A 23634-nucleotide genomic window follows, 5' to 3' on the forward strand; every position below is an offset into this window, starting at 1 on the left:
TCGGGCCTGAGCGCCTATCCGCGAGCCTCCACCGAGGCTGCGGCGATGCGCGGCCACTGCGCGGCGACTTCTTCGGCCGTCGATGCCTTCACTGCGCGAAGGTCGCGGGGATAGTCCACGTCTAGGGCTTCGACGGCTCGCGCGGCGTGGAACTGGCCGTTTGCGGCTCTCAATATCCAGCCGCCCTCTGTGCAGGCTTCGGAGGCCAGATAGGCGACGCCGGGGGCCACGGCGGCCGGGAACAGTTCGTCCGGTTCGCCGTCTATGCCCCACATCCGCGTCTTGGCAACCGGCGACACGGCGTTGACCACGATCCCGTGCGGCGCGCCTTCCGCCGCCAGAACGTTGACGATGCCGACAGCCGCCATCTTCGCGGCGGCATAGGCGGCAAGGCCCTTGTGGACATACTGCGGATAGAGCGCGCGGCATGAAGTGGTCAGCACGATCCGCCCGTATCCCGCCTCTTTCATGAGCGGCCAGGCCGCCTGCGCAAGCCAGAGCGGGGCCTTGGCGGCAATCGCCATCATTTGGTCGAAGGCTTCTTCATCGATGTCCTGGACCTGCTGATAGGCGACCCAACCGGCGTTGTGGATCAGGCCGTCCAGCCGTCCCTTGGCGGCTATACCGGCCGCGATCAGGGCATGGCAGCCGTTCCGGGATTCGATCGAACCGGCAATGGCCATCGCATCGCCGCCTTCGCTACGCAGGAGAGCGGCGGCTTCCTCGGCGGGGCGGGCATCCTTTCCCTGGCCGTCGGAGCCGGCGCCTGCGTCGTGGATCAGCACTGTCGCGCCCAGTTCGGCAAGGCAGCGGGCATAGGCCAGACCCAGCCCGCGCGCGCCGCCGGTCACGAGAACGACCCTGTTTGCGAAAGACATCCGGTTTCTCTCCTTTTTGTCGCAAGGATAGGAGGAAGGAGAGAAAAATCCAATCTTCCGAACAGCTTTCCGGCTACGGACGCGGTGCGAGTGCGATCCGCAACCGGCGCCGGATGGGCTCGTCCCAGAATTTGTAGGCCGCCCATGCCACCAGTATCAGGAGCGGTACGAGGGCCAGGCCGATGCCCGTCATTCTGGCCGTGGAGGGCGCCTCGTTGGCGACGTAGTTCATCCAGATATAGAGAAACGGGAAATGCGTGATGTAGATCGGGTAGGAGATGCGCCCGCTGGCTCTGCACAGGCGCATCATGCCGGCCCCCGCGTCCGAATGGCTGCCGGCGTGGACGATCAGGGGAAACACGAGGACCACGCAAAGCGACTCGAACAGGCCGTTGAGGGGAATGCCCGCGACCGGGGGAACCGTGGGGAAGGCGGCAATGCCCGTCATCAGCAGGGTCAGCGGCAACCAGCCCAGGCGGATGGAAGGCAGGCGGCCCCTGACGCGGTAGAGCCAGAGGCCGATTACGAAGGGGAAACACAGGCGGACCGGCGCCATCCAGAACGATGGCCAGGCCGATCCTTGGTCGATGCCGTCCAGCGTGGCCGTGCAGCCGATCAGAACTGCGCCGCTCAGTACGGCCAGCACGCCCAGGGTTCGCGGAGGCATGTGCCGCAGTGCGAAAGCATAGGCGATGTTGCCGATGTATTCCTGAAGCAGGCTCCAGCATGGGCCGTTGAAGGGATGGGTATCTCCCCAGCGGTTGGGCAGCATCGGCGAGGGCAGTAGCAGCAGGCCCAGGGCAAGGGCGACAAGCAGGTCGCGAATGGGTACGTTCTGTGCGGTTCCGGCGAAAGGATCGACCAGATAGCTGGCGAAGCCGAGCAGCACGCCGAGCACGACCAGCGGATGGAGCCGGATCAGGCGGAGCTTGAGGAAGTCGCGGGCGCGCATCCGGTCCCAGCGGTCGTCATAGGCATAGCCGATCACGAAGCCCGAAAGCATGAAGAAGAAGTCCACCGCGAGCACGGCATGGTGAAGGATGATGCGCGCGCCTTCCCAGGCGACGGTGATGCCTTGGATGTGGAACAGCACCACCAGCATCGCCGCCGATCCACGCAGCCCGTCCAGCACTTCGAAATGCTGCTTCCCGGTGCTCGTCGTGTCGATTGCTGCGGCCGCACCGGCATGGTCCGGTCTGATCGAAGTGCCTGCGGCCTCCAGCCGTCCAGCTTGCTCCACGTATCGCTCCCAAGGTCGTGTTGAATATCTGTGGGGCAGGGGCTGGGTGATTTATCGTTAAACCACAAGCGCTATTTTCATATCGATCCCCGCTCGACGAGTTCGAAGGGCAGAACGGCATCGAAGCCGTCGGTGGAGATCGAGGGCAGGCGTGCCGCGTCCGCGAGATATTCCATGGCGGCTGCAGCCATGGCGCGTATTGGCTGGCGGATCGTCGTCAGCGGCGGCCATACGCGTGTCGCAAGCATGGTGTCGTCGAAACCCGTGACGGAAAGGTCAGCGGGCAGTGCAAGGCCCAGATGGTGGGCCGCCCATAGCACTCCGGCAGCCATATCGTCGTTGCCGGCGATGATGGCATCGGGTGGCGTGCTTCCCTCCAGCAGATGCCGGGCAGCCTCGATGCCCGACTGAAACGTGAAGTGGCTCTCGATGCAATGTGCGGGATCGATGGGAAGGCCGTGCTCCCGCAGGGCGTCGCGATAGCCTTCCAGCCGCGCGGCGCTGTCCGAATGCAGCATCGGACCGGTCACGACCGCGATCCTGCGGCGACCGGCGGCGATGACGCGCCGGGTCACGGCCTGTGCCGCCGAGCGGTTGTCTATGCGGATCGTCGCGATATGGGGCAAGGGCTGCGCGGTCGCGATGGCCGCGATCGGAATGCCCAGGGTTGCCGCCCGCGGATCGTTCCCCAGGTCCTCGGCATAAGGCGGGAGCAGAAGCAGTGCCTGGGCACCCTTGTCCACCAGTTCCCGCGCAACCGCGATGGTCGCCGTGAGCGGCCTGCTTTCCAATGATCGTATCTGCAATTGTACGCCGCATTCGGCGGCTACCACGGCCACGGCCGCCAGTGCCATCTCGATGAAGACGCTGTCGAGATCGACACAGACCAGGCCCACGCGGGCGACACCCGCGCCAGTGAGCCTGCGCGCCGACTGGTTGGGTACATAGCCGAGTTCGCTGACGGCGGCGAGGACGCGTTCACGGGTTTCGGAACCGGCGCGGCCGGTTCGGTTGATGACGTTGGATACGGTCATGGCGGAAACCCCCGCGCGCGCGGCAACGGCATGAAGAGTCGGCCGGCTGCGTTCGTCGCGTCTGCGGCTCATTGGGCGGAAATGGGTGAGGGCTGCATGTCCGCAGATGATCGCGAGTAACGCATTCGTGCAAGCCTGTGCGATCGATTTTCATGATTGTGCATGATAATGCATGATTATGCTTGTTTGTGGTCGCGGGCTTGCCTATTCGGCACTAATGTCCATTGAGATTCCTTCCGCGCGGCGCGATGCCATCGCTGCCCGGTTGCTGGCCGGAGAGCCCGTCAGCAGCACGGCTCTTGCGCGCGAATTTTCGGTTTCCGAAGACGCGATCCGGCGCGATTTGCGGGCGCTGGCGGCAGCGGGATCCTGCCGGCGCGTCTATGGCGGGGCGGTGCCGATCCTTGGCGGCGGCTTGCCGATGGCGGCGCGGATGATCGACGGAGGCGCGGAAAAACGCGCGCTGGCAAGCGCCGCGTTGGCGCTCATTCCGCCGGGAAGCTTCGTTTTCCTGGACAATGGCAGCACCAATGTGGCGGCGGCCGAAGTCCTGCCGGAGGATACCGGTCTGCTGGTCGGCACCAATTCGATAGCGGCCGCCGCTGCGCTCGCCACCCGGCAGGACCTGCCGACCGTCATGGTGGGCGGCGGTATCGATCCGGCCATCGGCGGCTGCACGGACGGCACCGCGATCGAGGCGCTATCGCGCCTGAATATCGACGTCTGCCTGCTGGGCACCTGCACGCTTTCCGTCGAGGACGGCGCGGGTGCCTACGACGCGGCCGACGCTGCCTTCAAGCGCGCGCTCGTTGCCCGAAGCAGATGCACGGTTGTGCTTGTTTCGAATGCGAAGCTCGGCGGGCGGGCGCCGCACCGGATCGTCGACATGGCGGGCATCGATCATGTGGTGGTGGCGCAGGATTGCCCGGAGGACCTCATTTCCACCCTCGTGCTCGCCGGAACCAATGTGGTGCGCGCGCTGCCGCCCCAGGACAATTGACGGGATTTATCGATGATCACTCAGGATTCCCACGCGCGGTTCGCAACGCGGGCCGCCTTCCTCGTGGCGGGGTTCGGGCTGGCCTGCTGGGCGCCGCTGGTCCCGCTCGCCAAGGCGAGACTGGGCGTGGACGATGGTACGCTGGGGCTGCTTCTGCTTTGCCTGGGCCTCGGGTCCGTCGCGGCCATGCAGCTTGCCGGGCCTCTCACATCGCGCATCGGCGCGCGGCCTGCCGTAGTCGCGGGCGGGGTGGGTCAGGCAGTGCTGCTGCCGTTCCTGGCCTTTGCGCCCGATGTCTGGACGATGGCGATCGCGCTCATGCTGTTCGGGGGCTTTCTCGGCGTGATCGAAGTCGGCATGAACGTGCATGCGGTGGAAGTGGAGAAGCGCGCGGGTCGGCCGCTGATGTCCGGGTTTCACGGCCTTTTCAGCGTCGGCGGTTTCATCGGCGCTTCGATGATGACACTGGCGCTTTCGGCGGGAGTCGGGCCGGTGGCGGGGACGGTCATTGCCGCGATCCTGATGGTCGTGACCCTGATCGTGGCGGCGCCGCGCTTCATCACGACGCCGAAGGCCGATGAGGCGCCGCTTTTCGTGGTGCCGCGCGGCATCGTCGTGCTCCTGGCACTGCTGGCGGCGCTGACCTTCCTGACGGAAGGCGCCATTCTGGACTGGGGGGCACTGCTGCTGAGCGGCAAGGGCCTCATGCCCACGGCGCAGGCGGGCCTGGGCTACAGCGTGTTTGCGATCGCCATGACCTTCGGCCGCCTTACCGGCGATGCCGTGGTCGCGCGGCTCGGCGATCGGCGGACCATGCTGTGGGGCGGCCTGCTTGCCATCGCCGGTTACGTCGTGCTGCTGACGGCGCCTTTCGCGGCGATGGCTTTCCTCGGTTTCCTGCTGATCGGCCTCGGTGCATCGAACACGGTGCCGGTGCTGTTCCGCCAGGCCGGCGCGCAGACCGTCATGCCCGCGGGCCTCGCCATCGCCTCGGTAACGACGGTGGGCTACGCGGGAATTCTGGCGGGACCGGCGGGCGTGGGCTTCCTGGCCAAGGCGATCGGCCTGCCGAACGCCTTCTGGATCCTGGCGGCGATGCTGATCCTGGTGCCGCTATGCGCCGGGCTGGCAACCGCTTCGAAACCCCCCAAACCCTAACCGCCAGACCTTAACCGCCAGACCTTAACCGGCAGTCGGATCGATGAGGAACTTCTCGCCCGTCGCCTTGCGCTCGTAAGCGCGCAGCACGTCCGGTTCCAGGGCCTCGGCCAAGCCGATCACGCGGGTATAGTGGCTGGCGAATGTCGTCGTCAGCTCGTCGACCACCCGGCCGCGCAGCCTCTCGGCGACTTCGGGACCTGCCTTCTGGAGGAACGGGAACAGCAGCCAGCCGGAAACGCCCCACTGGAAACCGAAGGCCAGCCTGTTGAGCACCGTCGGCGCGGGATCGAGCGCGCCGTAGATGTAGAGCTGCTTAAATACGGACGAGCCATAGCGATTGTATTCGGCCATCGCCCGGACCTGCGCCTTCTCCATGGCGTGCAGGATCTCGCTGCCCAGCGTGCCGCCGCCGACGGCATCGAAGGCGATGGTGGCCCCGGTTTCCTCGATGGCCTGCGCCAGCTTTTCGGAGAAATCGTCGTCCTTGCTGTTGACGATATGGCGCGCACCGATCTCCCTCAGAATATCGGCCTGCTGCTGGGAGCGGACGATATTGACCAGCGGTATGCCGTCGCGAAGGCATATTCTCTGGAGCATCTGGCCGAGATTTGAGGCCGCGGCGGTGTGAACCAGGGCCTTGTGGCCTTCGCGGCGCGCGGTCTCCACGAAGCCGAGGGCCGTGAGCGGATTGACGAACATCGATGCGCCGTCGGCCGTGCTCGCACCTGCGGGCAGGGGGATCACCTCGCTCGCCTTGATGCGGCGATAGTCGGCATACATGGCGCCGCCGATCATGCCGACCAACTTGCCTTCCAGCGCCTTTGCATTGCGCCCGGCGGCGACGACGGTTCCGGCGCCCTCGTTGCCGACCGCCATCGACTGGCCGAGCCGCGCCGCTACCGCGCCCATCCGGGCCGGAGGAATGGCGAAAGTCAGGCTGGGGGTCAGATTGGGCGCATCGCCGCCGGTCCTTTCTAGCGTCGCCGGATCGGCTGGGCCGAGCAACAGGCCGAGGTCGCTCGGGTTGATCGGCGCGGCTTCCACGCGCACGACGATCTCGTCCTCCGCAGGGTCGTCGATGTGGACCGGTTCCAGCGAGAGGGTCAGTTTGCCGTCATCGATGGTCGATCTCAGTTCGCGTCCCGTGAAGCCCATGACGTTCTCCGTTTGCCGTTGCCGTAACACAGTTGCCGATTACACATAGGAAGCGCGACCGGCGGTGCAAGCGTGGGCGCGCAGCCTGTCGGACCTATCTCCGCAACCAAATGTAACTTTCAATCCATCCATTTTTACAAGCCCTTCGGTAGAGCCCCCGCCCGCTGCGCCATGCTTGGGCGGGCAGATTGACGCGCAGTCGAGAAGGGACGATCACCGATGGCAGGCCATTCCCCCGAGCGGATTGACTGGGGAACTTTCCTGAGCTGGGCGCGCGGCGTGCTGGCGCCCGATCGCGCTTTCATGACGATGGCGATGATCTACGGCGCCGCGATCGGCCTGCTCTCGCTGGCGACGCCGATCTCGGTGCAGATGCTGATCAATTCGGTGGCGAACACCGCGTTGCCGGTGCCGTTGTTCACCCTTGCGGCGGTGCTGTTCGGCCTGCTGGTGCTATGGTCGCTGCTTGGCGCGATGCGCACTTACGTGATGGAGATCTTCCGCCGCCGCATCTTCGCGCGCTCCGTGGCGGAGATCACCTTGCAGGCGGTCCATGCGCAGAACCCGTTCTTCCAGGACGAGCGCAGGGGAGACCTGTTCAACCGCTTCTTCGAAGTGGCGACCGTGCAGAAATCCGTGCCTTCGCTGCTGGTCGGCGGTTTCACGATCTTCTTTCAGGCGATGATCGGCTTCATCGTCACCTCGTTCTATCACCCGGTGTTCCTGGCCTTCAACCTGCTCTTCGTGCTGGCGGTCTGGATCATCTGGAAGATCTGGGCGCGCAGCGCGATGGAAAGCGGCGTGGCGCTGAGCCACCGCAAGTACGAGACCGCCCACTGGCTGGAAAGCGTCGGTGCCTCCAACGGTTTCTACAAGTCCAGCCGCCACCTCGACTATGCGATGGACATGTCGGAAATGCGCACGGCCGCCTATGTCGAAGCGCACCGCAAGCATTTCGGCGCGACTTTCCCGCAGAGCGTGGCGCTGCTGCTGCTCTATGCCCTGGCCAGCGCGGCGCTGCTGGCGCTGGGCGGCTGGCTGGTCATTCGCGGCCAGCTTTCGATCGGGCAGCTGGTGGCCGCGGAGCTGATCCTGTCGAGCGTGTTCTACGGCGCCGCGCAGCTCGGCCCCTATCTCGATACTTTCTACGACCTCGTGGCCGCCGTGGAGGAACTTTCGCTGTTCCACGCCATTCCCGTCGAAGATCTGGCGCCGCGCGGCGAAGGTGACGCGCGCCCCCGCGACGGCGGCCTGTCGCTGCGCCGGGTGGCGATCACCGCCGGGGGAGACCGTGCGCGCCTCGATCTCGACATTCCCTCGGGCACTCATGCCGTGGCGGCGAGCGATCCGGGGGTGGACCGCCTGCTCACCCGCCTGCTCAAGCGCCATTACCGCGCGGACGAGGGACTGATCACGCTGGGCGGTGCCGATATCGCCGCGCTCAACATCTACCGACTGCGCAGTGACGTGATCGTGCTCGACCGGCCGGACATCGTCGAAAGCACGATCCGCGACTACTTGCGCCTCGCCAATCCGCAGGCGGACCCGGCCCAGGTGCTGGAGGTGCTGGATGTGGTGGGTCTGGGCGACCGGATCGTCAGCCTCGAAGGCGGCATGGACTGCCTGCTGTCCTCCACCGGCTGGCCGCTGACGCGCGCCGAGATCATGCGGCTCAAGCTGGCGGGCGCGCTGCTGGCGCGTCCCCGCGTGCTGATCCTTTCCGGGCTGTTCGACATGGTGCCGGTGGAAGAGCTGCGCCCCGCGCTCGGGCGCCTGGACGACCGGGAGACGACGATCATCGTCTTCACCTGCCGCCCCGACGCATTCGCATTCGACCACATGCTCTGGCTTGGACGGGAAACCCAATTGCTGACACAGGACCGCGCGGCCTTCGCCGCCGCCCGCGACGCCGCAAAGGGAGGTTTCCATGCCCTTCCGCGATGATCACATCGTCCATTTCAAGACGCTGCAGAGCCTGCGTCCGCCGCGCCCCGCGCGCGTGCTCGGCTGGATGCTGCTGATCGCGATGGCCATTGCCGTGGCCTTCCTGCTGCTGGTGCCCTGGGTGCAGACTTCGACCGGCACCGGCTCGGTCATCGCGCTCGACCCGCGTGACCGGGTGCAGAACATCACCGCGCTCGTGCCCGGCCGGGTCGAGCAGTGGTACGTGACCGACGGCGAACTGGTGAAGAAAGGCGACAGGATCGCCCGCATCGCCGACAACGATCCCAACCTGATCGCCCGCCTCCAGGCCGAGCGCGCACAAGTCGATGCCGAGATCGAGGCGACGCGCCAGGCCATGGGCGTGGCCCAGCGCGACGTCGGGCGCATGCAGCAGCTCTACGGCGAAGGGCTGGCGCCGCGCCGCGATCTCGAACTCGCGCAGATCAAGGTGGCCGACTACGGCGCCAAGGTCGCCAAGAGCCTGGCCGACCGCAACCGGCTGGACATCAACATCAATCGGCAGTCGGTGCAGATGATCCATGCGCCGCGCGATGGCCGTATCCTGCGCATCCTGGGCGGCGACAGCGCCACCATGGTCAAGGAAGGCGACGTGGTCGCCACTTTCGCGCCGGAGCAGGCGGTGCGCGTGGTGGAGCTCTATGTCGATGGGCGCGACGTGCCGCTGATCCATCCGGGCCGCCCGGTGCGCCTGGAATTCGAAGGCTGGCCTGCCGTACAGTTCAGTGGCTGGCCTTCGGTGGCGGTGGGCATGTTCGATGGGCAGGTGCGCGCGATCGACGTTGCCGCCTCCACCAACGGGCTGTTCCGCGTGCTCGTGGAGCAGAAGCCGGGCGCGCGGCCCTGGCCGAAGGAGCCGTTCGTGCGCCTTGGCGCCAAAGTGCGCGGCTGGGTGATGATGGATACCGTGTCGAGCGGCTACGAACTGTGGCGTCTGCTCAACGACTTCCCGCTGCAATACCCGGTGAACGCGCTGGAACCCGCCACTTATACGGATACCGCGAGTGCAAAGGGCGGCGAGAAGTCCGGCTCCGGCGGCAAGGAAGGCGGCAATGCGAAGTAAGCGCCTTTTGGGCTCGCTGCTGCTGGGGCCGGTGTTGGGGACGGTGCTGGGGGCGGTGCTCTGCGCCCCGCTCGCCCCGGCGGCCGCGCAGCAGATCGCCCCGCTGCCCCGGCCCGCGCCGGTCGATGCGCCGGAATTGCAGCTGGACGACCTGCTGGCCAATTCTGCCCGACAATCGCCGCAGATCATCGAGGCACTGGCGCGTACTCGCGCCGCCGACGCGAAGCGGCTCACCGCCGAAGGTGCGTTCGATACGGTGTTCTCCGCCGAGGGCGGGTCGCGGCTGATCGGTTACTATGGCGGCACTTATGCCGATAGCGAGGTATCGCGCCCGCTCGAGAACTGGGGAGGGCGCCTTTACGGCGGCTACCGCGTATCGAGCGGCCGCTTCCCGGTCTATGAAGACAAGAAATACACCAACGAATTCGGTGAGATCCGCGCGGGCGCGGTCTTCGCCCTGCTGCGCGACCGGATGATCGACGATCGCCGCTTCGGCCGGGTTACGGCCGATGCGGACCGCGCCGTGGCCGATGCCGAGCGGCAGATGGTGGCCATCGGCGTTCAGCGCAAGGCGCTCGACGCCTACCTGAACTGGGTGGCGACGGGTGAGCGGCTCAAGGTCTATCGCCATCTCCTGGATCTTGCGCAGGAACGTCAGCGCGGCCTCGATCGCGCCTACAAGGCGGGTCTGCGCCCGCGCATCGTGCTGACCGAAAACGACCAGATGGTGCTGCGCCGTCAGGCCATGGTCGTCCAGTCCGAACAGGCCATGGCCTCGGCCGCCAACGTGCTCTCGCTCTACTGGCGCGATGCGGAAGGCAGGCCGACCATCCCCCGGCGCGAGCAATTGCCTGCCGCGCTGCCCGCGCCGGTCCTGACCGCGATGTCGCAGGACGTGCAGCGCCCGGACCTGCTGGTGGCCGAACTCAAGACCCGGCTGGTACAGGACCGTCTCGCGCTCGACCGCAATGCGCTGCTGCCGCGCCTCGACCTCAACATGGAAGTGGCGCGCGACATCGGCGAGATCGGCCCCGGCGGCGCCTCGCGCAGCGGCAACGACGTGCGCTTCGGCATCAAGTTCTCGGTCCCGCTCGAACAGCGCGCCGCGCGGGGCAAGCTGATGCAGACCGAGGCCGAACTCGACGCCAACCGCACCCGCGCGCAGTGGCTGGACGAGCAGATCCGAGCCGAAGTGGACGGGATCGGCATCGCACTCGATGCTGCCGTCCAGCTCATTGCGCTGTCCGAACAGGAAAAGCAGCGCGCCGATGCCATGGCCGTGGCGGAACGCCGCCGGTTCGACATGGGCGCCAGCGACCTTTTCCTGGTCAACACGCGCGAAGAGACCGCCGCCAACGTGGCACTCGGCCTGCTCGATGTGCGCCTGAAACGGATCGCGGCGAGCGCCGATCTGGCTGCGGCTTCGGGGAATTCCGGGGCTCTCGGTCTCTAGTGGCTGGGCAGGACCTGTTCTGCGAAGCCCCAGCCTCGCAGCCCTTGCGCTCGCTTGATGAGCGCGTCCCCGTCTCCGATCGAGAACGGGTGCGCATCCTTCATGGCGTCCAGTTCGTCCCATGAGATCGGCACGGCCACGGGAGCGCCTTCACGGGCGCGGGCCGAATAGGGCAATACCGCCGTCGCGCCGCGCTGGTTGCGCAACCAGTCGATGAAGATACGGCCCTTGCGCCTGGCCTTGCTCATCGTGGCGACGTAGCGTTCGGGCTCGGCAAGGCTCATCGCCTCGGCAAAGCGGCGCGCGAAATCCTTGTGCGTTTCCCAGTCATGGCCGGGCCTTAGAGGTACAACGACGTGTACGCCCTTGCCGCCGGACAGCATTGCGAACGAGACCAGCCCGAGATCGGCAAGTCTTGCGCGGATATCCCTTGCGGCCTTTACGCATTCGCTGAAAGGCAGCCCCTCGTCGGGGTCGAGATCGAAGATCATCCGGTCCGGCTGTTCGACCGCATCGGCTTTCGCGGCCCAGCCATGGAACTCGATGGTCCCCATCTGCACGCAGGCGAGCAGCCCGGCTGGATCCTCGACGTAGATGTAGTCTTCCGAACCGCCGCTCTTCTCGCGGATGGGCACATGATGGACGTGATCGCCGAAAGAGCCGCTGTCGTGCTTCTGGAAGAAGCACTTCTTCGCGCGCCCCTGCGGACATCGCACCAGGCTGATCGGACGATGGGCCAGGAAGGGTAGCATGAGCGGCGCGACGGCTGCGTAGTAGTCGGCCAGATCGCCCTTGGTCTGGCCGGTTTCGGGAAAGATCACGCGGTCGCGGTTGCTGATCTCCATGGCATCCTCGGCGATTGGCAAGGCTTGCGGCTTTTCGGGCGACACCGATTTGGGCTTCTTGTCGGTCCTGAGACCCAGGAAGCTCGCGTGGCGGACGCGCCCTTCGGCGGTCAGTTCGGCAAAGGCGATTTCGGCAACCAGTTTCGGCGTGACCCACACGGCGCCGCGTGCTTCCGCGCGATCGACCTCCACGGGGGCGGTCTTGCGGGAGAGTTTTTCCATCATTGCCGCAAGATCGGCCAGACTGTCGCTGTCGAAACCGGTGCCTACTTTCCCGCGATAGACCAGATTATCGCCTTCGTACTGTCCCAGGAGCAACGAGGAAAACGCCCGGTTCCTTGCCGTTGAGCGCGACCACCCGACGACCACGAACTCCTGTCGGCGGGTGCATTTGACCTTGACCCAGTTCTTGCTGCGGCGGCCCGCATAGGGCGCATCGACCCGCTTCGAGATGATCCCCTCCTGCGCGGCATCGCACATCGCCGCGTAGAGCTTCTCCCCCGCGCCGATGACGTGATCGGCGATGAACAGCGGCGGTGAGGTGTCTGCCAGCAAGGCTTCCAGCCGCTCCTTGCGTTCGATGTTGGGCAGGCGGGCCAGGTCTTCGCCGCCCAGTTCGAGCAGGTCGAAGGCATGAAGTTCCAGCGCGTCCGTTTCGGACTGGCTGCCGTGCCCGCGTTTGAGGACGGCCTGTAGCGCGGAGAAATCGGGGTTCCCATTCTTGCCGCGGGCGATGATTTCCCCGTCGAGCAGACAGGATGGCAGGTCGAGGGCTGCGATATGGGCGGCGAGAGGCGCGAACTTTTCGGTCCAGTCCTGACCGCTGCGGGTATGGATGACGACCCGGTTTCCGGCCGCTGCCACGAGTGCGCGGTAGCCGTCGAACTTGATCTCGTGCATCCAGAGGTTCCCGGTGGGAACTGCATCGACAAGCGTGGCGAGTTGGGGTGGGCGGAATGGGGGTGGCTTTTCCGTTCGCTTGCGCTTTGGCGGCGCCTTTTTGGCGTTGTGTCTGGCGGCTTTCTCCATGATCCGGGTGAACGTGTCGCCCTTGGCGCCCTTGAGCGAGTGGGCACCTTGTCGGTCTGCCCCGATCTCGGCCATCGTGCGGTCGGTCAGCACGCTGGTCAGGTTCCGCTCCACCAGTACGTCGCCATTTTCGGCATAGGCGTCCTGCACTTTGCCAGCAGCCAGTTCTCGCGCTTTTCGCCGGGCTTGCCTTTCATGCGCACGAGAAGCCATTCGCCTTTCATGCGCTCACCGGCCAGAACGAAGTGGAGGTGGCCCTCTTCAAGGTCTTGCGCGCTTTTGCCCGGTATCGGCGCCCAAGTGCCGCGATCCCAGAGCATCACCGTTCCGCCGCCGTATTCGCCCTTGGGAATGCCGCCCTCGAACGCGCCGTAGGAGAGGGGGTGATCTTCCGTGCGCACGGCGAGACGCTTGTCGTCGGGATCCGCGCTCGGGCCGCGTGTCACCGCCCAGGACTTCAGGACGTCGTCTATTTCCAACCGGAAATCCCAGTGCAACCGCGTAGCCGCATGTTTCTGGACGACGAAACTGTTGCCGCCGCTTTTTTCGCGCCTTCCCGCCGGTTCCGCCGTTTTTGCGAAATCGCGCTTGCGGTTGTACTCCGCCAGCAGGTCGGCATCGCCCCGCTTGGCCGGCCGTTTACGCGCGCTTGCGGGCACGGGTGCCGCCTGAGGCTGGGGTCTTCTTCGCTGGGGGCTTGCGTGTAGCGGTGGATTTCGGCGCCGCCTTTCCTTCTCCGACGGACTTCTTCAGCGCCGCCATCAGGTCGATCACGTTGCCCTTGCCCGGGGCGGGTTCCCCGACATCCTCCAGGATGCGCTTGTTGGTCTTCGACTTGGCTTTCTTGTCGATCAGGCGGTGGAGGGCATCGACGTAGCGATCATGGAACTCCGCCGGTTTGAACGGTGCCGACTTCTTTTCGATCAGGGTCGTCGCCAGATCGAGCAAGTCGGTATCGGGCTTTGCGTCCTCTATATCGCGGAAATAGCCCTGCGCCTTGTGCACTTCGTCGGCGTAGCGCAGCACTTCCAGAACCAGCCCCCGTCCGCACGGCTTGATGGAGACGAGTTGCTCGCGCCCGCGCACAGCCAACTGGCCAAGCCCTACCTTGCGCGTCTTGCGCAAGGCTTCGCGCAGCACGGTATAGGCTTCCTCGGCCAGATCGTCGGCGGGGACGACGAAATAGGGCTTTTCGTAGTAGAGCACGTCGATCTCGTCGGCATCGACGAACTGGACGAGTTCCAGCGTCTTGCGGCTCTCGATCTTGACCGCCTCGATCTCTTCCTCGTCGAGCAGGACATAGCTGCCCTTGGAAACCTCGAAGCCCTTCATGATCTCGTCCCGGTCCACCGGGCCGACACCGGGGGCGACCTTCTCGTAACGGATGCGTTTGCCGCTGGGTTCGTGGATCTGGTGGAAGGAGATCGCCGCGCCGGATCGCGTGGCGGGGTAGACCTCGATCGGGATCGACACGAGGGCCAGCCGGATCTGGCCTTTCCAATAGGCGCGTGCAGGCATGGACGGTTCCTTCCTCGCCTTAGACAAGCATGTCAGGGCAAGGTGGTTCCCGGCGAGAAACGCCTGACGGATCGGATCTTCGGCGGAGGGGCCGTCAGGGCTGCTTCGCGCAGGGGAACTCGGCCAGGGTTTTCACCATCTGGCCATTGGCATCGACCACGCCGATCCCGATACCTGCGACCTGTCCGGTCGCCTTGGGCGGGTTCTTCTCGGCCTCTGCCATGAATGCCGCAAGGCCGGGGCTGGTCTCGTTCGCCAGCAAGGTGAGGTGCGGGTCGAACTGCATGAAGACGTTGGGCGAACCATAGCGCTCGAAAGCGGGCAGCTTTTCCGGGTAGTCGCGCATCCAGGCGGGCGCGGAGACGGCATGATCTCGAAACGGTTCGGCGGTAAGGGTGACCAGATCGGCAAGTCGTTGCAGAGCCGGGCTGCGATCCACGCGCAGGAACAGCCAGTTGGAGGCGGTGCGCTGCGTGCCCTCGACGGTCAGAGGAATGGCGCGGCAGTCCTTCACCGCATCGGCGACAGCGGCCTTCAGGCGCGCTTCGGCATCGGCGGGAAACCGGGTGAGATAGAGCGTCACATGGGCGGCCTGTCCCTTGGCATGGAAAGTCGTCATGCCGTGTTTCGCCAGGTCCCGGCTGGCCTTGGCCACGGCCTCCACGACCGGGGCCGAGGGTATCGCATAGATGTCGATGCTCACGGAATTCTCTGCCCTGGCCGGAACTGCGATGCTCGCGGCCGCGAGGAAGACGGGGATGAAGCAGCGCAGCATGATGAGGATTTCCGGTCAGGCGAGTCGATGGTCAGAGGGAATAGGTTCACCGAGCGCGAACTGGCAATCCCGAACCGGCCCGGAAAGGGTCATCGGTTCAGCTTCGACACTTCCTGCCTCTGTCCGGCATATTCGGCGTAGCCTTGGGAAAGTGGCTGGCCGTCGGCGCCCTGATCGAAGACGATCCGTGCCGGCATGCTGCCGCCCAGCGGCCCGAATGTCAGCTTCAGGTCCATGCGGCCCGGTCGAGGCCCTGCAAGGTCTATCCTGGCCATATATGTCGAGTTTCCACGGGGATTGGGCAGGGTCACTTCGCGCCCCGAGAAGACATTCAGACCGTCGTCGCTGAAGTTGGTATAGACTTTTTCGACTTTCTCCGGCGTGCGATCGTAGTCGATATGCCCGGAGGTCCGGCCGTAGACCCTGACATGGATGTCGCGGCTGGAATGCGCATAGGCCTTCACCGCAGAGAGATCGGTGATGCCGTAGGAAACCTTCGGAGGGGTGCGCCTTGCCGGAATGGACGGTCCGGGGCGGTAGTCGGGAAGGCGTACGATCTGGATGCGCTGTGTGCCCCCGTCTCGGCGGCCCTCCATCCACATCGCCCGTCGGCCGTCGGGGTGCCAGGACATCGGAGAATAGTAGACCCAGTCCGGGTCGGTGTTCAGGTTCGCGCCGAGATAGCCTGCCGTGGATTTCGATGCGGCGATGTCGATGAGGGCGGGGCCTACGTTGCCGGGCCGCTCCCGCCTGACGCCGGTGACGGAGTAAGTATAGGCGAACATGCTGAGCGCCATGTTGAGGCTGTCGGGATATGGGCGCGGCAGCAGGCCCAGCACCGCCAGGTCCGATCCGGCCGAGAAGCGTGTCGTCATCGTGATGCCGAGCTTCTCGTCGGGCGAAAAGATGGTCGTTTCCGTATAACCGGGGGTATCGGTAATGGCCTCGTTCCGGCCGGCGGGCAGGTCCAGCACCACCGATCCGGGCAGATCGCGGCGGACGGCCCCTACCGCCGATATCGCCGTGCCGCCGCCGACGAACTGTTTGACCTCGCCGCCCCGGATCGGGGAGGGCAGGACGCCGTCCGCATGGGCGGGATCAGGGCGGAATGGGTCGAGCGTGCTGACGATCTGGGAATTGACGATCACATAGCCCGCACCGCCGCGCTGCAATTCGCCCGTGAAGACGAGGGCGGCGTAGTTGGCCAGAAGCGAGGTCCAGGCGATGTGGCGGTTGTCCGGCGCCATAATCGGTTCCGACCAGCGATGTCCGACATGATCGCCGTCGGCTATCTCGGCGGGGTATTGCACCGGAAGCAGCCGGGCATCCGTGCAGGCCTCCAGCGGCGCCGTGCATTCGATTACGAAGTCGCCCATGAAGATGCGGCGATTGTCTGGAAAGACCATGTAGCGCAGGCCGTTGTCTTTCGGGCGTTCGGGGATCTTTCCGGTGAAGAAGACATGGAGCCCCGTGCCGTCGTCGTTCATGGTCGCCAGCGTGATGTCCCGCTCGGGCGCATCTGCCTGCTTCGCATAGCTTACCAGCACTTTGCCCGAGGGTGTGTAGGTGGCCGATCGCACGATCATGCCTTCGGGTGTGGGCACGGTCGATATCTCGTGCCGGCCGATTTTCAGGCCGGTTTCCGCCGAGGGGCCTTCCGGGTTGGGTAGGGGCGCTTGCGCGCAGGCGGGAAGACTGCCGAGCACGGCGGTGACCGCCAGGAGATTGCGTACGATTGCCAAAGATGCCGTCCTTCCGAGTGCCGCTTGATGCGTTCCGGCTCGTGCTGAAGGATTGCGGCTTGCAGACAACTGCAAATCCGTAACGTCGATTGTCGGCTACGTGAACGGCGCGGAATTGCGCGATCCGTTCGGTTCACGCTTCGCGAAATGGATCGCTTCTATAAGGATGAATACGGGATGGCGGGCAGGAGGGTGCCGATCGAGGATCGGTTTGCCCCCTGCCGGACCAAGAGCCTCAATGCGCTGCGATGGTCTCGATACGCAGGGTAGCGCCGCCCTCCGCGATCGCGATCAGCAGGTCTATGTTGGGATGGGCGCCGGGGCGTTGGCGGGCATCGGCGGTATGTTCGCCGAACACGGCCAGGCCGTGCTCCGCAGCAGCGGCGTCCAGTGCGGGAAAGCACTGGTTCAGGTATTGATAGACCGCCAGTGAGCCCTGTTTGCCGGGCTTGTTCTCTATCTCGGCAACCACGGCGCCCGTCTTGTCGACGAGGTCGATGCGTTGGAGGCCTGCGATGGAGGGCAATTGCTGGAGGTTGTCCTTGAACGCCGGGCCTTGTTGTATCGTCGATAGCATCTTGGGGATCTTCCTGAGTTCGTGGGGCGCGCGCCTGTAACACCTCGACGCGGGATCCGCCAAGGGAAGGGTCAGGCGATCCCGCTGCCCTCTCTTGCCGCGAGGCGCGCAAAGAACGCTACCGCCAGGAAGCAGGCGAGCGGCAATGCCATGGCCACCTGCAAGTCGGTCTTCTCGCTCAGAAGCCCCATGATCGGCGGAAAGACCGCGCCGCCCATCACCGCCATGACCACGAGCGACGAGCCCATCGCGGTTCCTTCGCCAAGGTCGCGGATGCCGAGGGCGAAGATTGTCGGAAACATGATCGACATGAAAAAGCTGGTGAATGCCAGGCAGGCTATGGCGGCAGGTCCGCTGAGGGACATTGCCAGCGCGACCATGACGATATTGGCGAGCGCGAAGACCAGCAGAAGCCGGGGAGGAGATCCCCGGTGCATCAATGCGGCTCCGGCGAAGCGTCCTGCCATGAAGAGAAAGAGACTGGCGGAAAGCAGGAAGGCGGCGGTGCGCTCAGGGGTTTGCGGCGCCAGATGCTTGGTGAAATCGACGAAGAAACTCCAGATGCCGACTTGCGCGCCGACATAGAAGAACTGGGCGAAGACGGCGCCCCGCAGCAGCCGATTGGAAAGCACGGAGCGCAGGGAGCCGGTTCCCTCGCCAAGGCTCCTCTCGATATGCGGAAGGCGCACGCGGGCAAGGCCCACACCAAGGAGCAGGACGAAGCCTGCCAGGCAAAGGTAGGGTATCTTCACCATGGCAGCCTCGGAGGCGCGCCAGGCCTCAAGCTGGGCATGGCTCATGGCGGAGAGATCGGCGGCGGTATGTTCCACCCCCGAAAAGATGAACAATCCGCCCAGGATCGGGGCGACGACCGCGCCGAGACCGTTGAACGCCTGTGCGAAAGTGAGGCGCTGCGGGGCGCGCGAAGGGTCGCCGAAGCGCGCGACGTAAGGGTTGGCCGAAGTCTCCAGGAACGCCGCACCGGAGGCGAGAACGAACAGAGCCAGAAGGAAGGCCTCGTATCGGTGCAGCGCCGCAGCCGGAAAGAACAGCAAGGCCCCCAGGGCATAGAGGCCCAGTCCCGTCAGCAGACCCGCGCGGTAGCCGAAGCGCCTGAGCAGGAGGCCGGCCGGAAGCGCCCAGACGAAATAGGCGAGGTAGAACACGAACTGGATGAACCCCGCCTCTCCGCGCGTGAGGGCGAGCGCCTTCTGGAACTGGCGAATGAGGATGTCGTTCAGGTTGTTCGCCAGCGCCCAGGCGAAGAAGACGCTGGTTACCAGCAGGAACCCCGGCCAGAACCCGGCGAATACGAACCGGGCGCGGCTATCGGATGCGCCGGAAGTCGGCGGCCGTCTGTCAGACTGGTCCATCGACAGGGACGTCGGCAAGCCTGCCGCCGGGATCGTCTCCATTCTCATCCTCTCCGTCCCGCTTCAGGGACCTTGGCGCCGACACCTTATTGTGTGCAACCGATATCGGAAAGATTGCGGCTTGCGCATGGTGCGATCGCTCGTTAGATTTTCACATATAGAATAAGCTGTCAAATACGGCAGTAGATGAGAGGACCGCCGATCGATGACATCGGGCGATATCGATGCGCACCAGCATTTCTGGGCTTACCGACCTGCCGATTTCCCATGGATCGGAAAGGGCTCCGGCCTCGACAGGGATTTCGCGCCGCAGGATGTGGGGGACGATCTCTCGGCTTGCGGTATCGTCGGCACGGTCGCGGTCGAGGCCCGGGAGAGCGAGGCGGAAACCCGCCGCCTGCTGGACCTGGCGGCGGACGATGACGGGATCGTCGGCGTGGTCGGTTGGGTCGATCTCATGGCCTCCGATCTGGCGGATCGACTGGAGGCCTTGGCCTGCGAGCCCAAGCTCGTGGGTTTTCGGCACCATGTGCAGGACGAGCCCGATCCCGATTTTCTGAGGAACCCGGTTTTCCGGCGCGGGGTGCGGCAGGTCCTGGAAGCGGGCTATGCCTATGACCTGCTGATCCACGCATCGCAGCTTGCCGAAGTCCCGGCGTTTCTGGATGCCGTGGGGCCGGGAACCCTGGTCATCGATCATGGCGCCAAGCCCCTGATCGCGCCCGATGCATGGGAGCCGTGGGCCAGTCTTATTGCTCAGGTCGCGAGCACTTACCCGGTATTCTGCAAATTGTCCGGGCTCGTGACCCAGGTGCAGCGCCGGGATGGGCGATCGGATGGGAACGAGCCGCCCATCCTGCGCTACATGGAGCACCTGCTCCAGTGCTTCGGCCCGGCACGCCTGATCTACGGCTCGGACTGGCCTGTGTGCAATCTCGCGGCCTCCTACCGCGAAGTTCATGCGCTGGCGCTGCGGTTGATGGAGCCGCTCGATCGCGGCGATCGTGACGCGATCATGGGCGGTAACGCGCGGCGCGCCTATCGTCTGGAGCCGGCATCCCGCCACAACGATCCGTCGATCTACCGGGAAACGGCGCCGGGCGGGGCTTCGTAGCCCTGCGCCGCCGACCGAATCCGATTTCATTCATGCGAGGTAACTGATGAGACTTGCCGGTAAAAGCGCGGTGGTTACCGCTGCGGCCGCGGGGATTGGCCGGGCGATCGCCGAAAGGTTTCTGGCCGAAGGCGCCGTCGTACACGCGGTCGACCGGGACGGAGAGGGGCTGACGACACTGGCGGGCGTGCAGGCTCACGTTCTCGATCTGACCGATCCCGAGGCGATCCCCGTGCTGGCGCGTACCACGGGTCCGTGCGACATCCTGGTGAACTGCGCGGGGATCGTTCACCCCGGCACCCTGCTCGACTGTACCGACGAGCAGTGGGCGCAGTCCTTCGAACTGAACGTTACTTCCGCCTTTCGGATGACGCGGGCCTATCTGCCCGCGATGGCGCGCAGCGGCAGCGGTTCCATCGTCAACATCGCCTCGGTCGCCTCCTCGATCATCGGCGTGCGCAACCGTTTCGCCTATGGCGCCAGCAAGGCGGCGGTGATCGGGCTGACCAAGTCCGTCGCGGCCGACTTTGTGGAGGCGGGAGTCCGCTGCAATGCCATCTGCCCGGGAACCGTGGAGAGCCCCTCCCTACTGGGCCGCATGCGGGCGCAGGCGGAAGCTACCGGCACGAGCTTCGAGGAAACGGTCGGCGCCTTTGCCGCACGGCAACCGATGGGCAGGTTGGGGCAACCGCCCGAGATCGCGGCGTTGGCGGTCTATCTCGCCTCCGACGAGAGCGCCTTCACGACGGGCACGACAGCCGTGATCGACGGCGGGTGGACAGTAGAATGAGCCGCATAACGGGCCTGCGCACGGCCGACATCCGTTTCCCCACCAGTCTTGCACTGGATGGGTCGGACGCAATGAACCCCGATCCCGATTACTCGGCGGCCTATGTGATCCTGGAAACGGACCATCCGGGAATCGAGGGGCACGGCCTGACGTTCACGATCGGGCGCGGCAACGAGATCTGCGTGGCGGCGATAGAGGCGCTGCGCCCCATCGTGGTGGGTATCGAACTCGACTGGGTAAGGGAAAACCCCGGCCGTTTCTGGCGCCGCATCACGGGCGACAGCCAGTTGCGTTGGATCGGCCCGGACAAGGGCGCGATGCACATGGCTGCCGGGGCGGTCGTGAATGCGGTCTGGGACTGGTGGGCGAAAGTGGAAGGCAAGCCGCTCTGGCGGCTGGTGGCGGACATGAGCCCGGAGGACATCGTCCGCGCCATCGATTTTCGCTACATGACGGATTGCATCGATCCGCAGGAAGCGCTCGATCTGCTGACGCTGCGTTCCGAGGGCAAGGCGGGGCGGACCGAGCATCTGCTTGAGAACGGTTTCCCCTGCTACACCACGTCCGCCGGTTGGCTGGGCTATCCCGACGACAAGCTGCGCCGACTGGCGCAGGAAGCGGTCGATGCGGGGTTCGATCATATCAAGCTTAAGGTAGGCCGCGATCTGGATGACGACATTCGCCGCGTCCGCATCGCGCGCGAAGTGATCGGCCCGGATCGGAGGCTGCTTATCGACGCGAACCAGATCTGGGAGCGCGGGCAGGCGATCGACTGGATCAAGGCACTGGCCTTCGCCGAGCCGTGGTTCATCGAGGAACCGACCAGTCCCGACGACGTCGAGGCGCATCGCGCCATTCGCGAGCAGATCCGTCCGATCCGCGTTGCCACGGGAGAGATGTGCCAGAACCGCATGCTGTTCAAACAGTTCATCATGCGCGAGGCGATAGACGTGGTGCAGATCGACGCCTGCCGGATCGGCGGGGTCAACGAGATACTCGGCGTGCTGCTCATGGCCGCGAAGTACGATCTGCCGGTCTGGCCTCATGCCGGCGGGGTCGGTCTCTGCGAATATGTGCAGCATCTTTCGATGATCGATTATTTGTGCTTTTCGGGAACGATGGAAGATCGGGTGATCGAATATGTCGACCATCTCCACGAGCATTTCGTGGATCCCTGCGTGATCCGCGACGCGGCCTATATGCCACCTGTCCGGCCCGGCTTCTCGATCGAGATGAAGGCGCAATCCATAGCACGATATCGGATGGACTGATGGACCTTGAACTGAAAGGCAAAGTGGTGGTCGTGAGTGGCGGCGGCGCCGGTATCGGCGGCGCGGTATCCCTCGCGCTCGCACGGGAAGGCGCGGTTCCCGCGATCCTGGGACGCAGCCCCCTGGCCGCCGGTTTCGAGGAGGAACTGCGCAGCGTGCAGCCGGAGGCTGTCTTCCATCTGCTCGATGTGTCGGACGATGCCGCCTGCCGCGACGCGATCGATCAGGTTGCGGCGCTGGGACGCGGCATCCACGGCCTCGTCAACAATGCCGGCGCGAACGACGGCGTCGGGCTGGAGGCCGGAACGGAAGCCTTCATGGCCTCGGTCCAGGCGAACCTTGGGCATTACTACGGCCTGGCCCATCATTGCCTGCCGCACTTGCGCGAGAGCCGCGGGGCCATCGTCAACGTATCGTCCAAGACCGCGCTGACCGGGCAGGGCAATACCAGCGGCTATGTCGCGGCCAAGGCGGCGCAGCTCGGCCTCACGCGCGAGTGGGCGGCGGCGCTGCTGAAGGATGGAATTCGCGTCAACGCCGTGGTTCCCGCCGAAGTCATGACCCCCCTCTATGCCCGCTGGATCGAGAGTTTCGACGATCCGCAGGCCAAGCTGGCGGAAATCACCGAGCGGGTTCCGCTGGGTCGCCGCATGACGACCGCGGCGGAAGTTGCCGACAGCGTGGTTTTCCTGCTTTCGGCGCGGGCCGGACATACGACCGGGCAATGGATATTCCCCGATGGCGGCTATACGCATCTCGACCGCGTGTTGACGTGATGCAGGAAGGACGAAAATAGTGGGTGGCAGTCGGTCCGGTCGAACGTCCGATGCGAAAGCGGAAAGCGGCAAGCGTAGTTATGCGGCGCCCGCCTTGGAGAAGGGGATCGAGATCCTCGAACTCTTCGCGCGCGATCCCGGCGGCCTCACCATCAGCGAGATCGCGCAGCGGCTGAAACGCTCGATCAGCGAAGTCTTTCGCATCATCATCGTGATGGAGCGGCTCGGATGGCTGCGCAAGGATCCGGCGAACGACCGCTACACGGTGTCCTACCGCGTGCTGGACGTGGCTTTTCGGGCCACACCTGCCCATACGCTCAGCAATGTCGCGGCGCCGATCATGCACCGCCTGTCGGTCGATACCAACCAGTCCTGCCATCTCGTGGTCCGTACCGGCGGCAACGCCACGGTGATCCACCGGCAGGAAAACATGGGGCCGGTCAGTTTCGGGATCAGGCTCGGCACCAGCGTCGACATGATGACGAGCTGCTCGGGGCATGTCCTGCTTGCCTTTACCCCGGTGGAGCGCCGCGCATCCGTGATCGCAGAATTGCCGGGCGCGGCCAGCGCGACGCTTCGCCGGTTGGAAAAGCGCCTCGAAGAGGTGCGCGGGCAGGGCTATGAAATGCAGCCCAGCGCCCGCGCCGCCGGCGTCACCGATATCAGCTTCCCCGTCTTCGGGTTCGACGGCCAGGTGAGCGCGGCACTGACCCTGCCTTTCCTTACCACCATCGACGGATCGCAGCGCAGCGACCTCGATGAAACGCGCCGGATGCTGGGTGAGGCGGCCCAGCGCATTTCGGAGGGGCTGGGGTGGCTGCCGCAATCGGGAAATGTGACAGACTAAAAAGCCTGGAGCGGCCGAGCCGATGCAATCG

Annotated in this window: 19 protein-coding genes and 1 pseudogene; 10 read left to right on the top strand and 10 right to left on the bottom strand. The window is 65.3% G+C overall.

The annotated features are described in order from the left end of the window. Positions 1-14: 14 nt before the first annotated feature. From NTCA1_RS11035 to NTCA1_RS11045, 3 genes are all read right to left on the bottom strand, one after another. Positions 15-878 carry an SDR family NAD(P)-dependent oxidoreductase gene (locus NTCA1_RS11035; protein ID WP_159830533.1) on the bottom strand — a complete coding sequence of 288 codons (864 nt, stop codon included), beginning with the start codon at positions 876-878 and terminating at the stop codon, positions 15-17. Positions 879-951: 73 nt separating this feature from the next. Continuing rightward, a complete protein-coding gene (locus NTCA1_RS11040; RefSeq protein ID WP_236549239.1) occupies positions 952-2118 on the bottom strand; it encodes an acyltransferase in 1167 nt (388 codons plus the stop codon). Between the two features lie 77 nt (positions 2119-2195). Next, a complete protein-coding gene (locus tag NTCA1_RS11045) occupies positions 2196-3224 on the bottom strand; it encodes a LacI family DNA-binding transcriptional regulator (protein ID WP_159830534.1) in 1029 nt (342 codons plus the stop codon). Between the two features lie 145 nt (positions 3225-3369). Between NTCA1_RS11045 and NTCA1_RS11050 the strand changes: the two genes are divergently transcribed. Together NTCA1_RS11050 and NTCA1_RS11055 are read left to right on the top strand one after the other, a co-directional pair. Beyond that, on the top strand, positions 3370-4152 hold the full coding sequence (locus NTCA1_RS11050) for a DeoR/GlpR family DNA-binding transcription regulator (RefSeq protein ID WP_133084143.1): 783 nt from the start codon (positions 3370-3372) through the stop codon (positions 4150-4152). Between the two features lie 12 nt (positions 4153-4164). Further along, positions 4165-5310, top strand: coding sequence for an MFS transporter (locus tag NTCA1_RS11055; RefSeq protein ID WP_086489818.1), 1146 nt, complete (start codon positions 4165-4167; stop codon positions 5308-5310). A gap of 24 nt (positions 5311-5334) precedes the next feature. On the opposite strand, the gene NTCA1_RS11060 is transcribed toward NTCA1_RS11055, so the two are convergent. Further along, the gene (locus NTCA1_RS11060) at positions 5335-6468 is read right to left on the bottom strand and encodes a zinc-binding dehydrogenase (protein WP_133084141.1); all 1134 of its coding nucleotides are present in this window, start codon (positions 6466-6468) and stop codon (positions 5335-5337) included. 219 nt (positions 6469-6687) lie between these two features. On the opposite strand from NTCA1_RS11060, the gene NTCA1_RS11065 reads away from it, so the two are divergent. From NTCA1_RS11065 to NTCA1_RS11075, 3 genes are read left to right on the top strand one after another with little or no spacing between them, the layout of a single operon-like run. Next, a complete protein-coding gene (locus tag NTCA1_RS11065) occupies positions 6688-8412 on the top strand; it encodes an ABC transporter ATP-binding protein (protein WP_159830535.1) in 1725 nt (574 codons plus the stop codon). Next, entirely contained in the window at positions 8396-9493 is a 1098-nt protein-coding gene (locus tag NTCA1_RS11070) for an HlyD family secretion protein (RefSeq protein ID WP_159830536.1), read from the top strand. Before NTCA1_RS11065 ends, NTCA1_RS11070 begins: the two co-directional genes overlap by 17 nt. Then, a complete protein-coding gene (locus tag NTCA1_RS11075; protein WP_159830537.1) occupies positions 9483-10946 on the top strand; it encodes a TolC family protein in 1464 nt (487 codons plus the stop codon). Before NTCA1_RS11070 ends, NTCA1_RS11075 begins: the two co-directional genes overlap by 11 nt. Here the strand turns inward: NTCA1_RS11075 and ligD are convergent. From ligD to fucP, 6 genes and pseudogenes are all read right to left on the bottom strand, one after another. Beyond that, a pseudogene (gene ligD, locus NTCA1_RS11080) lies at positions 10943-13479 on the bottom strand (DNA ligase D). The gene NTCA1_RS11075 and the pseudogene ligD sit on opposite strands and share 4 nt — an antisense overlap. Further along, positions 13460-14338 (bottom strand): Ku protein, encoded by an 879-nt coding sequence (locus NTCA1_RS11085; RefSeq protein WP_159830538.1) that lies wholly within the window; start codon positions 14336-14338, stop codon positions 13460-13462. Before NTCA1_RS11085 ends, ligD begins: the two are co-directional and overlap by 20 nt. A gap of 94 nt (positions 14339-14432) precedes the next feature. Further along, positions 14433-15041, bottom strand: coding sequence for a 2'-5' RNA ligase family protein (locus NTCA1_RS11090; RefSeq protein WP_236549241.1), 609 nt, complete (start codon positions 15039-15041; stop codon positions 14433-14435). Between the two features lie 161 nt (positions 15042-15202). Beyond that, positions 15203-16855, bottom strand: a complete 1653-nt coding sequence (locus NTCA1_RS11095; protein ID WP_159830540.1) for a hypothetical protein — start codon at positions 16853-16855, stop codon at positions 15203-15205. A 235-nt stretch (positions 16856-17090) separates the two neighbouring features. After that, a complete protein-coding gene (locus tag NTCA1_RS11100) occupies positions 17091-17432 on the bottom strand; it encodes a DUF2322 family protein (protein WP_159830541.1) in 342 nt (113 codons plus the stop codon). A gap of 71 nt (positions 17433-17503) precedes the next feature. Continuing rightward, complete coding sequence (fucP, locus tag NTCA1_RS11105; RefSeq protein WP_201282464.1) at positions 17504-18847, bottom strand: L-fucose:H+ symporter permease; 1344 nt, start codon at positions 18845-18847, stop codon at positions 17504-17506. A 163-nt stretch (positions 18848-19010) separates the two neighbouring features. Between fucP and NTCA1_RS11110 the strand changes: the two genes are divergently transcribed. The 5 genes from NTCA1_RS11110 (at position 19011) to NTCA1_RS11130 (ending at position 23603) form a co-directional block, all read left to right on the top strand. Beyond that, positions 19011-19919, top strand: coding sequence for an amidohydrolase (locus NTCA1_RS11110; protein WP_159830542.1), 909 nt, complete (start codon positions 19011-19013; stop codon positions 19917-19919). A gap of 46 nt (positions 19920-19965) precedes the next feature. After that, positions 19966-20709, top strand: a complete 744-nt coding sequence (locus NTCA1_RS11115; RefSeq protein WP_159830543.1) for an SDR family oxidoreductase — start codon at positions 19966-19968, stop codon at positions 20707-20709. Beyond that, on the top strand, positions 20706-21980 hold the full coding sequence (locus NTCA1_RS11120) for an L-fuconate dehydratase (RefSeq protein WP_159830544.1): 1275 nt from the start codon (positions 20706-20708) through the stop codon (positions 21978-21980). Before NTCA1_RS11115 ends, NTCA1_RS11120 begins: the two co-directional genes overlap by 4 nt. Further along, the gene (locus NTCA1_RS11125) at positions 21980-22756 is read left to right on the top strand and encodes an SDR family oxidoreductase (protein WP_159830545.1); all 777 of its coding nucleotides are present in this window, start codon (positions 21980-21982) and stop codon (positions 22754-22756) included. Before NTCA1_RS11120 ends, NTCA1_RS11125 begins: the two co-directional genes overlap by 1 nt. Before the next feature lie 94 nt (positions 22757-22850). Continuing rightward, on the top strand, positions 22851-23603 hold the full coding sequence (locus NTCA1_RS11130) for an IclR family transcriptional regulator (RefSeq protein WP_236549242.1): 753 nt from the start codon (positions 22851-22853) through the stop codon (positions 23601-23603). The last annotated feature ends 31 nt before the right edge of the window (positions 23604-23634 follow it).

The sequence above is a fragment of the Novosphingobium sp. TCA1 genome (assembly GCF_009811895.1).
Classification (GTDB): Bacteria; Pseudomonadota; Alphaproteobacteria; order Sphingomonadales; family Sphingomonadaceae; genus Novosphingobium; species Novosphingobium panipatense_A.

Excerpts from the sequence above, each read along its gene's own strand:
- NTCA1_RS11035 (WP_159830533.1), bottom strand. The coding sequence starts at position 878 with ATGTCTTTCGCAAACAGGGTCGTTCTCGTGACCGGCGGCGCGCGCGGG.
- NTCA1_RS11045 (WP_159830534.1), bottom strand. The coding sequence starts at position 3,224 with ATGAGCCGCAGACGCGACGAACGCAGCCGGCCGACTCTTCATGCCGTT.
- NTCA1_RS11050 (WP_133084143.1), top strand. The coding sequence starts at position 3,370 with ATGTCCATTGAGATTCCTTCCGCGCGGCGCGATGCCATCGCTGCCCGG.
- NTCA1_RS11055 (WP_086489818.1), top strand. The coding sequence starts at position 4,165 with ATGATCACTCAGGATTCCCACGCGCGGTTCGCAACGCGGGCCGCCTTC.
- NTCA1_RS11060 (WP_133084141.1), bottom strand. The coding sequence starts at position 6,468 with ATGGGCTTCACGGGACGCGAACTGAGATCGACCATCGATGACGGCAAA.
- NTCA1_RS11065 (WP_159830535.1), top strand. The coding sequence starts at position 6,688 with ATGGCAGGCCATTCCCCCGAGCGGATTGACTGGGGAACTTTCCTGAGC.
- NTCA1_RS11070 (WP_159830536.1), top strand. The coding sequence starts at position 8,396 with ATGCCCTTCCGCGATGATCACATCGTCCATTTCAAGACGCTGCAGAGC.
- NTCA1_RS11075 (WP_159830537.1), top strand. The coding sequence starts at position 9,483 with ATGCGAAGTAAGCGCCTTTTGGGCTCGCTGCTGCTGGGGCCGGTGTTG.
- NTCA1_RS11085 (WP_159830538.1), bottom strand. The coding sequence starts at position 14,338 with ATGCCTGCACGCGCCTATTGGAAAGGCCAGATCCGGCTGGCCCTCGTG.
- NTCA1_RS11100 (WP_159830541.1), bottom strand. The coding sequence starts at position 17,432 with ATGCTATCGACGATACAACAAGGCCCGGCGTTCAAGGACAACCTCCAG.
- fucP (WP_201282464.1), bottom strand. The coding sequence starts at position 18,847 with ATGGAGACGATCCCGGCGGCAGGCTTGCCGACGTCCCTGTCGATGGAC.
- NTCA1_RS11110 (WP_159830542.1), top strand. The coding sequence starts at position 19,011 with ATGACATCGGGCGATATCGATGCGCACCAGCATTTCTGGGCTTACCGA.
- NTCA1_RS11115 (WP_159830543.1), top strand. The coding sequence starts at position 19,966 with ATGAGACTTGCCGGTAAAAGCGCGGTGGTTACCGCTGCGGCCGCGGGG.
- NTCA1_RS11120 (WP_159830544.1), top strand. The coding sequence starts at position 20,706 with ATGAGCCGCATAACGGGCCTGCGCACGGCCGACATCCGTTTCCCCACC.
- NTCA1_RS11125 (WP_159830545.1), top strand. The coding sequence starts at position 21,980 with ATGGACCTTGAACTGAAAGGCAAAGTGGTGGTCGTGAGTGGCGGCGGC.